The 15,415-nt window shown below is 31.0% G+C and carries 17 protein-coding genes; 3 read left to right on the top strand and 14 right to left on the bottom strand.

What is annotated here, in order from left to right; translation table 11 throughout:
- Positions 1-13 precede the first annotated feature (13 nt).
- Positions 14-565: a glutathione peroxidase gene (locus B5S50_RS18290; RefSeq protein WP_065077387.1), complete on the bottom strand. Its 552-nt coding sequence runs from the start codon at positions 563-565 to the stop codon at positions 14-16.
- Between the two features lie 162 nt (positions 566-727).
- Between B5S50_RS18290 and B5S50_RS18285 the strand changes: the two genes are divergently transcribed.
- Complete coding sequence (locus B5S50_RS18285) at positions 728-1,168, top strand: MarR family winged helix-turn-helix transcriptional regulator (RefSeq protein WP_065077388.1); 441 nt, start codon at positions 728-730, stop codon at positions 1,166-1,168.
- 34 nt (positions 1,169-1,202) lie between these two features.
- Here B5S50_RS18285 and B5S50_RS18280 read toward each other — a convergent pair whose 3' ends face one another.
- From B5S50_RS18280 to B5S50_RS18270, 3 genes are read right to left on the bottom strand one after another with little or no spacing between them, the layout of a single operon-like run.
- Positions 1,203-1,919 (bottom strand): alanyl-tRNA editing protein, encoded by a 717-nt coding sequence (locus B5S50_RS18280; protein WP_217302482.1) that lies wholly within the window; start codon positions 1,917-1,919, stop codon positions 1,203-1,205.
- Positions 1,920-1,957: 38 nt separating this feature from the next.
- Positions 1,958-2,272 (bottom strand): AzlD domain-containing protein, encoded by a 315-nt coding sequence (locus tag B5S50_RS18275; RefSeq protein ID WP_065077390.1) that lies wholly within the window; start codon positions 2,270-2,272, stop codon positions 1,958-1,960.
- Entirely contained in the window at positions 2,269-2,979 is a 711-nt protein-coding gene (locus B5S50_RS18270) for an AzlC family ABC transporter permease (protein ID WP_217302481.1), read from the bottom strand. The genes B5S50_RS18275 and B5S50_RS18270 overlap by 4 nt, the downstream gene beginning before the upstream one ends.
- 125 nt (positions 2,980-3,104) lie before the next feature.
- Between B5S50_RS18270 and B5S50_RS18265 the strand changes: the two genes are divergently transcribed.
- Complete coding sequence (locus B5S50_RS18265; protein ID WP_065077392.1) at positions 3,105-3,677, top strand: helix-turn-helix domain-containing protein; 573 nt, start codon at positions 3,105-3,107, stop codon at positions 3,675-3,677.
- Between the two features lie 41 nt (positions 3,678-3,718).
- On the opposite strand, the gene amrS is transcribed toward B5S50_RS18265, so the two are convergent.
- Positions 3,719-4,705: an AmmeMemoRadiSam system radical SAM enzyme gene (gene amrS, locus B5S50_RS18260; protein WP_217302480.1), complete on the bottom strand. Its 987-nt coding sequence runs from the start codon at positions 4,703-4,705 to the stop codon at positions 3,719-3,721.
- Between the two features lie 29 nt (positions 4,706-4,734).
- Positions 4,735-6,135, bottom strand: coding sequence for an AmmeMemoRadiSam system protein A (gene amrA / locus B5S50_RS18255; protein ID WP_217302479.1), 1,401 nt, complete (start codon positions 6,133-6,135; stop codon positions 4,735-4,737).
- 504 nt (positions 6,136-6,639) lie between these two features.
- Between amrA and B5S50_RS18250 the strand changes: the two genes are divergently transcribed.
- Complete coding sequence (locus B5S50_RS18250; RefSeq protein WP_154104940.1) at positions 6,640-6,813, top strand: hypothetical protein; 174 nt, start codon at positions 6,640-6,642, stop codon at positions 6,811-6,813.
- Positions 6,814-7,004: 191 nt separating this feature from the next.
- Here the strand turns inward: B5S50_RS18250 and def are convergent, their stop codons facing one another.
- From def to B5S50_RS18210, 8 genes are all read right to left on the bottom strand, one after another.
- Positions 7,005-7,457, bottom strand: a complete 453-nt coding sequence (gene def / locus B5S50_RS18245) for a peptide deformylase (RefSeq protein ID WP_065077395.1) — start codon at positions 7,455-7,457, stop codon at positions 7,005-7,007.
- Positions 7,458-7,682: 225 nt separating this feature from the next.
- Entirely contained in the window at positions 7,683-8,258 is a 576-nt protein-coding gene (locus B5S50_RS18240; protein ID WP_217302478.1) for an AAA family ATPase, read from the bottom strand.
- Positions 8,258-9,556: an MFS transporter gene (locus tag B5S50_RS18235; RefSeq protein ID WP_065077397.1), complete on the bottom strand. Its 1,299-nt coding sequence runs from the start codon at positions 9,554-9,556 to the stop codon at positions 8,258-8,260. Before B5S50_RS18235 ends, B5S50_RS18240 begins: the two co-directional genes overlap by 1 nt.
- 159 nt (positions 9,557-9,715) lie before the next feature.
- The gene (locus tag B5S50_RS18230; protein WP_065077398.1) at positions 9,716-10,360 is read right to left on the bottom strand and encodes a bifunctional 2-keto-4-hydroxyglutarate aldolase/2-keto-3-deoxy-6-phosphogluconate aldolase; all 645 of its coding nucleotides are present in this window, start codon (positions 10,358-10,360) and stop codon (positions 9,716-9,718) included.
- 307 nt (positions 10,361-10,667) lie between these two features.
- Positions 10,668-11,459, bottom strand: a complete 792-nt coding sequence (locus B5S50_RS18225; RefSeq protein ID WP_217302477.1) for an IclR family transcriptional regulator — start codon at positions 11,457-11,459, stop codon at positions 10,668-10,670.
- Positions 11,460-11,730: 271 nt separating this feature from the next.
- On the bottom strand, positions 11,731-13,191 hold the full coding sequence (locus B5S50_RS18220; RefSeq protein WP_065077400.1) for a DUF4179 domain-containing protein: 1,461 nt from the start codon (positions 13,189-13,191) through the stop codon (positions 11,731-11,733).
- Positions 13,188-13,751: a sigma-70 family RNA polymerase sigma factor gene (locus B5S50_RS18215; protein WP_065077401.1), complete on the bottom strand. Its 564-nt coding sequence runs from the start codon at positions 13,749-13,751 to the stop codon at positions 13,188-13,190. The genes B5S50_RS18220 and B5S50_RS18215 overlap by 4 nt, the downstream gene beginning before the upstream one ends.
- A gap of 152 nt (positions 13,752-13,903) precedes the next feature.
- Positions 13,904-15,052, bottom strand: coding sequence for a S8 family serine peptidase (locus B5S50_RS18210; RefSeq protein WP_217302476.1), 1,149 nt, complete (start codon positions 15,050-15,052; stop codon positions 13,904-13,906).
- Between the last annotated feature and the right edge of the window lie 363 nt (positions 15,053-15,415).

The raw sequence follows: 15,415 nt of genomic DNA, 5'->3' as shown, positions 1-15,415 counted from the left end.
TCACTAATAATGCTTATTTGGAAATAAGCTGTAAAATTTCATTTTCTATTTGCATAGGTTCAACTGGTGATTCAAATCTTTTAACTACGTTTCCATTTTTGTCTATTAAAAACTTTGTAAAATTCCACTTTATTGAGTTTCCAATAAGCATATCAGGAAATTTTTCATTTAAAAATGTACTTAAAAGTTTGCCACTTGAACTACTTTCATCAAATCCTTTAAAAGGAGCTTTTTCTTTTAGATATTTATAGAGGGGATGTTCATCACATCCATTAACATTTATTTTAGCGAATACAGGAAATGTAACTCCATAATTTATTTTACAAAACTGTTTTATATCCTTATTTGTTCCTGGTTCTTGATTTGCAAACTGGTTACATGGAAAGCCTAGGATTTCAAACTTTTCATTTTCAATCTTCTTGTAAAGAGATTCAAGTTCTTCATATTGCGGTGTAAATCCACATTTACTTGCAGTATTTACAATAAGGAGCACTTTCCCTTTATATTTTTGCAGGCATATTTCATTATCATCTATAGTTTTAACTTTAAAATCATATATTAACATAAAATTTTTCCTCCAATCATATTCTTTTTATGTTTAAATTATATCACCAATTTAATTTTATGCAATTAAATTTTGCACAATTAATTTAATTGCTGTTAACAAAAAACTTATTTTCATTTATAATATATATTTAAAATAGATTTGAAAAAGGAGTTCATTTTAATGCAAAATAACGATCAACTTAAACTTAAAAATCAATTGTGTTTTTCTATATACGCATGTTCAAGAGCTATTACTAAAATATATAAGCCTTTTTTAAATAAACTTGGTATAACATATCCTCAGTACTTAGTAATGCTCGTACTTTGGGAAGAAAATTCTATAACGCTAAAAGATCTTGAATCTAAATTACACCTTGATTCAGGAACACTTACTCCCTTGCTAAAGAGAATGGAAAATATAAATTTAATCCATAGGCAAAGATCTTCCAAAGATGAGAGATTTCTTTTTATTACTATTTCTAAAAAAGGACAAAATTTAAAAAATCAAGCATTAACTATTCCCGAGTGCATTTTAAAATCTACAAATACAGATATAGAAACATTAAAAAAAATAAAGAAAGACGTGGATTTACTTCTTAAAAATGTAGTTAGTAATAAGTAGATTTATTATAATAAATCTACTTATTACTACGTTACTATTCTTCTATTTCAACATATATTCTTTTATTGATTTTTCCCTTGCTCTTAAACTTTACTATCTTAATCTTTCCAACTTCTGAAGTATTTCTTACATGTGTTCCTCCATCTGCTTGAAGATCAAGTCCTTCAATTTCAACTGTTCTTATTTCATTAATTCCTTCTGGAAGAAGATTTATTTTTGTTCTTATCAAATCTGGTATTTTAAATGCTTCTTCTCTTTTAAGAATATTTACCTTAATGTTTCTCTTAGCTTCTACTTCCTTATTGATTTTCTCTTGAATTTCATCTATTAACTCCTTATCAAAGTTTTCAAATTCAAAGTCCATTCTTGCACTGAGGCAATCCATATCTCCACCAGTAACCTGTGCTTTATAATCTCTCCACACCACACCGCACAAAATATGCATTGCAGTATGAGTTCTCATTAATTTATACCTATGCTCCCAATCTATTTTCCCAATACAACCTTCATTAACTTCAGGAAGCTTTCCATCAATATAATGATATATATTATTGCCTATCTTTTTAACTTTCTTCACAGTATAAAAGCTTTGGCCATTCTCAAGTATTCCAGTATCACAAGGTTGGCCACCTCCTCCTATGTAAAAAGCCGTTTTATCCAAAATTACAGCATTTTGCTCCTCATCTACACTAACAATGTTACATTTAAATTCCTTTAAATAACTATCTTTTTGAAACAACAATTCAGTCATTTTTAAATCCTCCTCATAAATATTTATTAATTTTTGAATTAAAATATCATCCTTAACACTGCTATAGATATTACTCCTACTATTACAGTTAAAAGCAGATTATTCTTTTTAACAGCTACTGCTACAGTTATAATTGATGCAAGTACAGTAGCTATATCTATAGAAAATTTATTATTTAAAATAAACAGTGATGACACTACAAGGGCTGTCAAAATAGAAATGGGAATATATTTTAAAAATTCCGCTGTTCTATCATTTATATTAATTCTCGAAATCAACATTACAGGAAGTGTCCTAGGAAGTATTGTTACTATACAGCCGCCTATAATTATGTACCAGATATACATATTCATTTTCTTATTACCCCCCCTATAATTACTCCAAGTATGGCTGCGATCATAATTCCCGTATTTGCAGATAAAAATTTAATAGAAATAAGCAATATTACAGCAGAGCAAATTATAATTACACAGGATTTTCTTAAATTAGAATTTTCCTTCACACTTGAAATCAATAAACCTATAAACATAGCTGGAAGTGCAAAATCAAGTCCAAACTTTTTATAGTCATATATCAAGCTGCTAAAACATGCCCCGATAAAAGTTGCAAATATCCAATTTATATAGGCTGTCAGATTTATTCCCATCATCCATTTGTAGTCTATTTTGTCTTCACTATTTGCCTTTGATGAAGCAAGTGCAAAAGTTTCATCCGTTAAAAGTGCCCCTACTGTAAAATTTTTTAAAAGTGAATTTTTACTAAAATAAGGTGCTATAGATGCACTCATCAAAAGATGTCTTAAATTCACTAAAAATACAGTCAAGACTACACCTGGAACTGATACTGATGACAGTATCATTCCTGCAGCAGCAAATTGAGATGAACCTGCATATATGAAAGTACTCATAGCCACTGTTTCTAAGATAGTCATACCACAGGATTTACTCACTACCCCACAGGCAAATCCTATGCTTAAATATCCAAACAAAGTTGGAATGCAATCTATTGCCCCACTTATAAAAGAATTCTTGTTTGAGTAAGTTGTATCTTGTTCAGCCATTTTTGCCCCCTAATATTTAATAGTTTCATTTCGTATGTTATAATATAAATATTGTACGTTATAGTTTAATTTGGTATACTATATTTATACAACCGTACGTTATATTTGTCAAGAGGTGAAATAAAATGAATTTAAATAATATAATTGCTTCAAATCTCAAGAAACTTAGAAGTGATAAAAAGCTAAGCTTAAGCAATCTTTCTGAACTCTCAGGTGTTAGCAAGGTTATGATAGGTCAAATAGAAAGAGGTCAATCAAACCCAACTATAAATACAATATGGAAACTGGCAAATGGGCTCAAAGTTCCCTATACAGCACTTATAGATGAACCTAAAAGTAAAACTACTTTAGTAAAAAAAGAAGATACTATAAATCAATGCAGTGAAGATGGAAAGTACAGAGTTTATTGCCACTTTTCTACTCAAAACGAGAGAAATTTTGAATTGTTTAGGGTTGAATTAGATACAGCAAGTTCATATACTTCAAATTCTCACGGTGAGGATGAGTATGAGTACATTCTGGTTTTTGATGGAGAGCTTACTCTTGAAACAGACAATAAAACATATGTTTTAAGTCCAGGAGATTCGATTTCATTTGATGCCTCTAAAACCCATACATATATAAATAATTCAAATGAAATGATTAGAATGACCATTTTAAATTATTATCCAATGAATCTTAAATACTATTTGCCATAATTTAAAGCAGGTAACCTTAACAAAGTCACCTGCTTTAAATTTTAAAATACTATATTTATAGGGTATCCACACTTAGGGCATTTATTGCTATCCATACGAACCTCAGTGAAATATCCCGCTCTCTCTACTAAAAGCTCTCCGCACTTAGGACAATATGTATAACTGTCAACACCTTGAACATTTCCAAGGTAGACGTAATTTAAATATTTTTTTGCAATTTTTTTTGATTCTACCATTACATCTATATCTGTAGCTGGTCTATCCATCTTATAAGTTGGAAAATATCTTGACAGATGAAGTGGAATGTCTCTATCTAAATTTCCAAGATAGGAAGCAATACTTTCCACCTCCGAAGCAGAATCATTTAGATCATTTACAAGCAGCGTGGTTACCTCTACATGAGTCTTCTTGGCTGATTCACTTATAATTTTAAGTACGGATTCAACATCTCCTCCACATACTTTTTCATAGTATTTTGGATTAAATGCCTTTAAGTCTATATTCATGGCATCTACATAGGGTAAAAGTTTTTGAAGTGGCTCCACTTCAATATATCCATTTGTAACAAGTACTACACTAAATTCCGGATAACTTTCTTTCAGCTTTTTCGAGGTTTCATATACATATTCATACCATATGCTGGGCTCATTATAAGTAAAAGCTATACCAATATTATCTTTTATATCCAAGCATGCTTCTATTAATTTTTCAGGAGATACATACTCACTTTTAGGTCTATACTGGGCTATGGCATAATTTTGACAAAAACTGCAGGAAAAATTGCATCCAAAACTTCCTACGGACAGAATGTTTCTGCCAGGTTTAAAATGATAAAGAGGTTTTTTTTCTACTGGATCAACTGCCATAGATGTTATTTCACCATAATTTGTAGATTGAAGTACACCATTTTCATTAATTCTAACAGAACATCTTCCCTGCTTTTTATCACCTATAATGCAGTTATGGGGACATAACATACATTTTACCCTATCATTCTGTTTTTGATAAAACAGTCCTTCGTGTAACAAAAGTTATCTTCCTCCAATACTCAAAAACTTTACTTATGCCTTATAACCTCAAACTTTTCAATAGTATAGTCTTCATTAGGAGATATGTTTCCCTTTTCAAGTGCAATTTGAAGCTGCTTATCTACAGTATCAACTCCTTCCAAATCTGGAAGTAAGAGACCACATCTAGAACCTTTTTGAACTATTACACCATATTTTTCAGGGTCAAGTTCCCCTTTTGAAGCTTCTTCTGGCTTTGTAAGCACATCTACGGAAAAATCTATATCTTCAAGTTCATCTTTTCTAACTGGCATAAACCTAGGATCATTTATTCCTGATGAAACGGCATTTTTGATAATTTCTTCAGCTGTATTCTTTGTTGTTGGAAAAATAGTTCCAATACATCCCCTCAGTTGGCCTTCCTTCTTCATTGATACAAAAACTCCCCTTTTACTATTTTTCATTTCGTCAGTTATATAATCAGGATTTTCTAAATATTTATGATAAACCAAATAAGAAGTTAAACTTTCACGAGCAAGCCTTACATAAGGATCTTCAGTTTTTCTTTTTACTGCAATTATTTTCTGTCTCTCTTCTATTAATTTACTATAAGTGTCCCTACCATCATCTTTAAGTGAAAAACTCATTACACCATATCCAACACCAAAGGGTCCTTCATAAGAGAGAATTTTACCTTTGATGTCACATCCATCCATAGCTCCTAACATTATATAGTAAGATCTAAGTCCGCATTCTCCTGCTTCACTTACAATTTCTTTATCCATGTTAAATATTTTGAAAACATCGCCTTTTTCAAGTAATGACGTTATTTCCCTATCAAACTTTTCCCCATAAGGGCTGTATTCATAAGGTCCATCTTTTATAAGCCTATGAGATAAATCTCCACTTGCAATGAATACTGCTTTGGTATTGACCTCATTTACAGCTTTTTTAATACACATTCCAAATTTATAGAGTTCCATTTTAGAAAGCATTCCATAAGTTATATGAACTAGCTTGTAATTTGGATACTTTTTATTTACAAAGTACAATGGCACTAAGGCACCATGATCTAATTCATATTCCATCCTATATTCCTGGGCAGACCTTGTTGTTATCTTTCCTATTAAAATATTTTGTTCTTTTGAATATTCTATTATCTTTTCTGTTAAAGGCAGATTTATATTTGAACTCTGACTTACCTCAGGAACCCCAAATTTTCCTAAATCACCATGTATATTATTCTCATAAGACACTGCAATTGCATCACTAAACATTGGGCCGTGGGGAGTAATTATTATTATTGTATCTGGTTTTATAGATGCTATATCTTCCCCAACTTTATAACAGGCATCTAATGTACTTTTTATTTTTGCCTCCTGACCGCGTCCTATTTCAGGAACTGCAATGGGCGGATGCGGCATTGTATAAAATCCATATATTTTTCCCATAATATCACCTTACTTTAATAATTTAATATTTTACGTTTATTATCTGCTATTTTTATCTAAAATATAATCTAGCAGATCTCTTTATTTTAGATTATCTTTACTATTTAGTTAATTATAACATCTTCTTTTAATTATTTGTAATCAATTTACAGTATGTGGATTTTTTAACTTAAAAATGAACTTATTTGCAGGCATATTTTTACAACAATGAAGCTCTTTTAAATATTTTGTATATAAGACTTAGAAAAAAATTTTTAAAAAATCTAGAACTTTTCAATTGTTTGAGGCACGAGTTTTCAAAAGTTCTCAGTATTTTTTTAAATTTTTTTCTTAGCCTTATCAAAATATTTAACGAGCTGAAGGTTGTAAAAAATATCCGAAGTATAATTTCATTTTTCGTTTAGAAATTCTATACATTATAATATAATCTTATGGAAATAGAACCTTAAGATACATATCATAAAAAAACATCTTGGAGTAAAACTATAAAAGGAGGTGTTTTCTATGACAAAAAAACTAGAAGATAAAATTGATAATAAAAAGGTAGAAAAATCAAAAAATGATGAAGAGCCTATAAATATAAATAACAATGACTTTGGTGCAAAAACACAGTGGAAGATTTACAGCAGTGAAAAAGGTTACCAAGTTTGTGGAAAAGACACCCACAGCAGATATTAACTTGTACACTTAAAAATAACAAAAGTGGTTTCTCCAAATAAAGTTGGAGAAGCCACTTTCATGTCTTTTCAAATTTATAAGATGCATAATTGCAATCAATTACTGTGATTTTTTGTACATATATGGCTTAGGTTTTACAGGTAAAAAAATAAGTCTGCCTTACAGCAGACTCACATAAATAAATATTATCCTTATTCTATAAATTCTGTTACTTTATCTATAAAGAGTATTCCATCTAAATGTTCTATTTCATGACATAAACACTTAGCTAAATCTCCTTCTCCTGTTATTGTAAATTCCTCACCTTTTTCATTTAATGCTTTTACTTTTACCTTTGCAGGTCTAATTAACTTTCCCCACTTATTAGGAATACTTAAACATCCTTCTATAACTTCCTGGCTTCCTTCTTCTTCAATTATTTCTGGATTTACTAGGCATATTATACCTTCACCCATATCTATAACAACTGCCCTTCTTAGGACACCAACTTGTGGTGCTGCTATTGCTGCGCCATTTTCTGTGTTATGCAGCGTATCTACCATATCCTTAAGTAAAGTTAAAATTCTATCGTCAACTTTTTCTACAGCCCGGCACTTCTTCCTCAATATTTCATCACCTAAAGTACGTATATTTCTTAATGCCATTTCAAAAACCTCCGTCACAAAATATTTTTTCACTATATATTATGCAATTTTTTTTGTCAATAAACAATACTTCACCATCTATAATTAAATAAGGTAAATTTTTACACATACCGTAAGAATTTTAAACTTGATACATTTTAGGATAACTAGATAATAAAATAATGGGTATAGATTTGTTTTTCAAAAAATTCTATACCCATTTCTAACTTTGTTAATAAAACACTATTAACAATTTTCTTCTATTATTTTAAATAAATTATTTGTGTCAATCTCTTCGTTACTATTATCAAATTCCTTTATCTTAACGTTTTTCCATAGACACTGTTTGGATTTTAAACTATCTATAAAAATATCCCAGTTTTTAAGTTTCCACTCATCCCTTTTAAAATTACGCTCTCTAATTCTCTTAAGTAATACTTCAGCTGATACTGCTACTCTTAAAACCAAGGGAACATAGTTTTCAAGGCTATATTTTTCTTTTAACTTATTTATATAGTTTTCATCTGTAAAATATCCTACAAATGGAGCATCCAATACTACTGATATACCACTTTTTATATTGTCTGCCGCTATTTGAAGCAAAGTCTCGTATTCTATCGGCATAATCCGCTTTTGATAAAATTCACAACCATCACGAGCATCAGGAGAAATTCCTTGAGTTTCTAGCAATTTACCCGTAAATTTATTACACACTACATCTTTATCTAAATATGCAAATTGAAAATGTGATGCAATAAGTTTTCCAACTGTTGATTTTCCGGAACCAGCAGGTCCAACTAAAAATACAACTCTCGGAGTCATTAATTTGCGCCTCCCCTATTTACTGGCTTTAAGAATATTCCATATGAAATAGCTCCAAGGATAAGGAGTCCTGCCCCTATTAAGAATACGCCGCCTATAGTTCCTGTTTTGTCAAGTATAATTCCTGTTGCTATTGGTGCTATCGCCGCTCCTAAAAATCCACCAAAATTTTGGATTGCTCCTAGCGATGCAACTTGATTACTTGGTGCAACATCAGCTGCAAGAGTCCATATAACTCCTGAAGGCAATTGTGATGCAAAGTATCCAACACAAAGAAGTACAATAATTACACTAGTACTCTTTATAAATGGAAGTGGAGCTGTAGATATTGCTGCAATAAGTGCTCCTCCAACTATAGGAAATTTACGTGAAGTTATAGCCTGAACACCTTTTTTAATTAAATAATCTGATATAGTTCCACCTAAAAGTACCCCTATAATACCACATATATATGGAAGGGAAGCTATAAAACCACTTTGAGTTAAACTAAAACCTCGCTCCTTTTGTAAATAAGATGGAAGCCATGTTAGGTATACCCATATAGTAAACATTATTCCGAAATTTCCTATTATCATAAACCATGTGTTTCTATGTTTAAATAATTCTCCCCATGAAGCTTGTTTCCCTGATTTTCTAACCTCTTGAGCAGCTTCTAGAGAACCTTTTATTGCAATTGTTTCTTCAGATGTAGGATCTCTATATAGTTTTTGCCATACTAACAGAACCAAAATACCAAGTACACCTATTATAACAAACATACTTCTCCATCCAAAAGCAACTAGCAAAAGTGTTAAAATTGGTGGAGCAATTGCATTAGAAATTTGTGAGCCTGTATTTATAATTGCAACCGGCAATCCCCTTTCTTCATCTGAAAACCACCTCTGATTTACTTTAAGTCCAGCTGTAAAAAATGGTGACTCAGCTACTCCCAAAATCATACGCATTAAATAAAATAGTGGATATGAACTTATAAAAGAACATATAATAGTTGCTGTAGACCAAAATCCTGATGCAAATGAAAACATCTTCTTAGGTCCAAATTTATCTACTAACCATCCAGATGGCAAATTTGCAATAGCATAGGGCCATAAAAATGCAGATAACAAAAGCCCCATTTGAGTTGATGATAAATGAAATTCCCTTGCAATAGTTGTATTGGCAACACTAAGATTTGCCCTATCTAAATAATTGACAATTGCCCCAATTAGTAGTAAAATGACAAAAGCCCAGCGAATGTTTAATTTACTTTTAGAATTATCCATAGATTGTGTATTAGACATGTTTTCTTCTTGTTTCATTATTAATCCTCCAATCATACTTAATTAACCGTTTTCATAATTTGCAATCGTTCTTTATGTGTGATTTCAGGTACTGCACTTACTTTTGCAAAGTTACACCGTCAAATGCCTTTGCAAAGGTGTCCATGCAATACGAGACAAATTGAATTTTTAATTACTTTAGCGGCTTTCTTTAACTACTTTTAAAAATAGTTCAGCTGCTTTAGTTACTTTTGTGTAATCGCCATCTTTTTGAGCTGCTTTAGTTATACCACTGCCAACTCCAAGGCATGTTGCCCCTGCTTGAAGCCATTCTCCGGCATTTTCTAGGGTTACTCCGCCGCTTGGCATAATAGCTGCTTGAACCAATGGACCTTTAACTGTTTTAACATAAGCTGGGCCAATGAAGTCAGTTGGAAATAATTTTACAATATCTGCACCTGCTTCTATGGTATTCACAATTTCCGTTGGTGTAAATGCACCACTAATAATAACTGTTTGATAGCGTTTTCCCATCTTAATCATTTCAGGATTTAAATTAGGACTTACAAGCATATTTGCACCTGCAAGAATAGCTGCCCGTGCGGTTTCTGCATCAAGAACAGTTCCTACTCCAATAACAAGTCCCTCTTCTTTATATTTTTCAGATAGTTTTTTAACAATTCCAAGTGCATTCGGTACACTCATAGTAATTTCTAGTGCCAAAATTCCACCCTTTATAGCTGCTTCAGCTACATTCATAGCTTCATCTTCACTATCTAAACGAATCATCAAAAGAATTCCAGTTTCTTCAATCTTTTTTAAGCTTTCTAGTTTTTCCCACATCTAAAAACTCCTCCTTTTTAATAAATTAAGTACTCCATAACATTTTATCCGATGGCTACCAGCCGTAATACCCCCTCGCACACAGCGAAAGCGACTATCTCCAAATCAAAGATTTGGGATATCTGCTTTTCTCATAAAGTGGGGAATATTAGAACTCTTGAGCTTCAGCGATTTAGAGTTCTTATGCTGTGCATAACGGCTGCTATGCCCCTAGATAACGATTTCTAAGTTTCAGATGGAGAAAAAAAACTCCACCTGAAACCAAGAACTCTGTTTATTAAAATAAATTTATACACATGGCATAATCTTATTTGTCCATGTATAATTTATTGCCCATATAACCAAGCCTTTTAGAAATCTGCATAGCAGTATCTGTTACTGCATTAGAAACAAATAGCTTTTTTTCATCATTCATTGAATTGTATAAGCTTGCAACACTTATAGAAGCAACTGCTTTGCCAAACTGATCATAAATTGCAGCACCCATACAATACATCTCTATGTTGTCTTCACGGTCATCTATTGAATATCCACGTTTTTTTATTTCATGCATATCTCTTAGTATCTCATCTACTGACGTATGTGAAAATTTAGTTTTGCCTAACAAAGGTTTCTTCTGAAGTATTTCTACAATTTTATCATCAGTATATGCAGCAAGTAATGCTTTACCAACCCCTGTTGTATATATAAGGCGCCTTGATCCCAATTTTGCTGTAGGTTTCATAATAGAGTGATTCTCAGCTTTATCAAGATATACAATATCTCCATTATCTTCTATTCCTAGAAATACTGTACTACCTGTCTTTTTATTAAGTTCTTGGATATATGCTCTTGCTACATCAGTAACACCTAAATTTGAAAGATATGCACTTCCTATTTCAAATGCTAGTAAACTTAATCTATAGGTTTTAAGTCTCTTGTCATCCATTTCAAGAATACCTTTACCTACTAGAGTTTGAACCAATTCAAAGGTACTGCTTTTAGGCCAATCCTTACTACTACAAATTTCATTTAATGTTAAAGCCTTCCCACTATGAGCCAATAGTACCAATATATCTACTACTCGTGCTGCTGATTTATTTTCTTTATAATTAGACATACTATCACCTTAGTTAATTATTGTTCGCATGTGTGAACCGCGTTCACAAACACTACAATTGTACTATAAACACTTTTTCATGACTTGTCAATATCTTTTTCAAAGTCTCTTTTTTTTAAAAATAGTCATATTTTTTTATAAATTGTAGGTTTAACTTAACTGACCCAACAAACAATAGCCTTTGGATAAACTACTTGGTTAAAGAAAAACTTTATGACTTATAAATATAAAAATTCCAGATAATTTAATTAAATCACCTGGAATTTTTATATTATTTACTTAAATTAATTGTAAATTTCAAGTCCTCTCTGAACTCCACGTTGCTAAAATCATTAGTAAATATAGTATATTTCTTGTTTGGGCCGAGTTTCTTAAATTGCCTTACAAATTCATTTGGCTTGCTGTCGTCTTTTCTTATATCATAGCTTTTGTAATCAACTTCTTTTCCACTAGAATCTTTTATCCAAAGATCTTGTGCCTGAAAGTATGGTGCTTTACCATCTACTCTGTATTTAACTGTAGTACCATCCTTATCCGTTTCTATACTTTCTATTGTAATCTTTCCCATTTTACCTTGAGAAAGTTCTATAGGATACACTCCATCAATTGTCTTACTTATTTCTACCGGCTTTTTAGCTTTAACAGTGTAATGTACTTCTTTGCCATTCTTATCCATACTCACACCACCCCCACCTGAAGGAGTAATTTTACATGGAACAATAGTTAAATATTTTGGGATCTTACTAAGTTTGTTATACTGCATTTCAATATTGAATATTCCTGTATTAGAATCACCGCTTCCACCACCTATTCCTTTAGGTATAAGTTCAACTCCCTTGTCATCATAAGCAGCCCAATAATCATAATCCATTAAGCTATCATCATGATTTACCTCCATATTCTTTTTAACCTTTTCCTTATCTTTATAATTTCCACTTACAAAGATAGAAGTATCTATAGGAGAAAAAACAATCTTATCTACCTTTGCAATGCTATTTGGAAAATCCAGCTTAATGTTCGGTTTAAATACAACACTATTTTTAACTAACTGGTCCTTGGATGCACTAAAGGCAAAATTCCACTTTCCTTTTATATTTGATATTTCATCTACATTTAAAGTTATATTGATCTTATTTGAAGCCTTCTTTAATAAGTCAGTATGAATTTCTTCACTTTTAACATAGGTGCAATCATCAATATAATTTCCTGCAGAACTTCCAGTAGAACCAGATGTTTTTCCATCAACTTTCAAAAACATACTCAAACTAAATGTTTCTAAATTTTCAATCTTTTTATTACTTTTTATCGTATAGCCTATCACAAGCTTTGAATCATCTGCTATTACTTCATTTATAGTAAGAGTTATCCCATTGCTCGTAACAGGTTTATTTACAATTTGAGAATACTCAGCATAAGATCCATGAGAACCAAATTCATCATTTAGTTTTTGTGTTATAGAATTTAAAATTGGAATATTTTCTGCAAAGGCTGGAGAAATAGTACCTATACCTATAGTACATATCAAACCTAATGCTGCTGCTATAGAAGAATATTTTAATGCTTTAAATTTTCTCTGACCTTTTATTCTTTTCTTTAAATTTTTGTTTATCTTCTGCTTTTCTATATCAGTAACTTCTTCATCCATAGGATCAAACTCGCTTTCTTCAATCTTTACATCGTTAAACAATTTATATATATCTTTTTCTTCCATATTAAAATCATTCATATTCATAATATTTCTCCCTTCAAGACTATAAGTTTTTCTTTCAAAAATTTACGTCCCCTTGAAAGTCTCTTGTCAATTAAGCTCCTATCAACTCCAAAGCTCTTTGCTATGTTTTCTATTCCTTCATATAGAAAATACCTTCTCACAAATATCTCCTTGTCCTGAGGTTTCATAATATCTAAAGCCTTTAAAAGTTCCTCCTTATTTTCCCTTGATATCAATTCATTTTCTACATTAAGTTCATCCTCAAGTCTGTAATCATCTATACTTTTATCTGTACCTTTGCTAAAAAGTTTTCTTTTACAATCTATGGATTTATACTTTGCTATAGCAGTAATCCAATATTTAAAGTTTCCCTTTTCGCTGTCAAAGCTTTCAATATTGTTCCACACAGCCCAAAACACATCATTTACACATTCTTCCGAATGCTGTGCTTCAAACTTAGAATTCAACACTGTGCGCACTACTTTAAATACCAAATTACTATATTTATCCACTACAAATTCAATAGCTTTTGGATTTTTCTTTTTTATGTGTTCTATAAAATTATTTTCATCTATCTTCACATTTTTCCTCCTTAAGAAGCTTCTCACATATTAATACGAAGATACAATATATTTTCTGACATCAATTTTTCTTAAATTTATGCTGAATTTAAGAACTATTATAACTTAAAAAAATGATTTCTATAAATATAGAAATCATCTTTTAATACAATTTATTTAGCTATAGAATTTATAAATTTTTCTGGATTAATTATATATCTACCTTCTGATGTAGTAGTCTTTGTTTCTATAAGCTTATCTAATATTTGATCAAACGTTAAATTTGGATTCACCTGCCATGCTAAAGCTGCAAGTCCTGTAACATAAGGAATGGCCCAGCTAAATCCTCCTTCGCCCCAGTAAACATAAGTATTATCAGAACTATTACCAGCAGTAGTTCTAAAATCTCCTGGGACAATTATATTGGACTTACTTACTTTTCTTTCATTTAAGTATTTACTAAGTTCATAATTTAGGGGATTATTTCTATCCTTTGAAGGATTACATCCTCCCCATGTAAATTTTCTATCATAAAGTAAGTTAGAATATACTACCGTAAGGCCACTAGAATTTGCTCTTTTTATAGTTTGCTGCCATTTATCATAGTATTTGGCCCGTTTACTTACACCATCTGATATGGATACAATTCGTATTTTTTCATTTTTGGAAAGTGATTTATTGACATCAATAATTTTATCTATAGCCTCCATATAATATTCCTGTCTATCTTTTGAATCTGGAGTTGCAAAGTAATATAATTTTGATCCACTTGCTACTCCACAAGTTTTACCTGCTAAAATAGAGGCACAAGCTAGTCCATGAAAATGAGGACTTGTTTGATGATCACCAACTTTATAATAATTCATCTTGCCCTTAAATTCATCGTGAGTTGACCTTATTGGCTTATCTATAACTGCTACACTAATTCCTTTACCTGTAATTCCCTTTTCATGAATTTTACTTAAATTGAGTCCTGGATCTTTACCAGTATCGAACCACTTATTAGGATCATATCCACCTGGAAGTTTGTTTTTTTCGGGCCACTTTGTAGACTTATCAAAGCTTATATTTGAAATAGCATCTAAAGAGACCTGTGACAAATCCTTTTTAGACATATCTTTATCTTGAAATCCATATATTCTCTCAAGATCTGAGTTGCATTTTTGCAAAACCCTGTCTGTTACTATGTCTGAAATTTTTGAAGGATTTATTCCCCAATTTTTAGGGTCACCTTCTTCCATAACATTTTTTACAAAAATGCCCCCTCCAATTGCAATCAAAATTACGATTGTAATCGTAATGATTAAAATTTTTTTCTTCATTTTTCATTCTCCTTCTATCTATAATTAATTTTTATTTCACTTTAACAAATTTTTCTTAACTATTACTTGAGATAATTGCATAATTCATTTTTTAATCAATTTTCATCCGCATATTGTATAGTTAACACTATTTAAGTACAATATGTTGTGATGATATTCTTGGATTCTCAATTATGCAATTTACTGACCTATTAAACTTTATAGACTTTCTAACTTAAGAATAAATTTATATGCAGGCATATTTTTACAATAATGAAGCTCATTTAGATATTTTGCATATAAGTCTTAGTAAAAAATTCGTAAAAACTTAGAACTTTTGAATTGTTTGAGGTACGAGTTTTCAAAAGTTCTTAGCTTTTTTAG

This window comes from Clostridium sp. 001, assembly GCF_019056555.1.
Lineage (GTDB): Bacteria > Bacillota > Clostridia > Clostridiales > Clostridiaceae > Clostridium_B > Clostridium_B ragsdalei.
The sequence above is the reverse complement of the archived record's forward strand: the minus strand, read 5'-3'. Positions and strand labels throughout refer to the sequence as shown.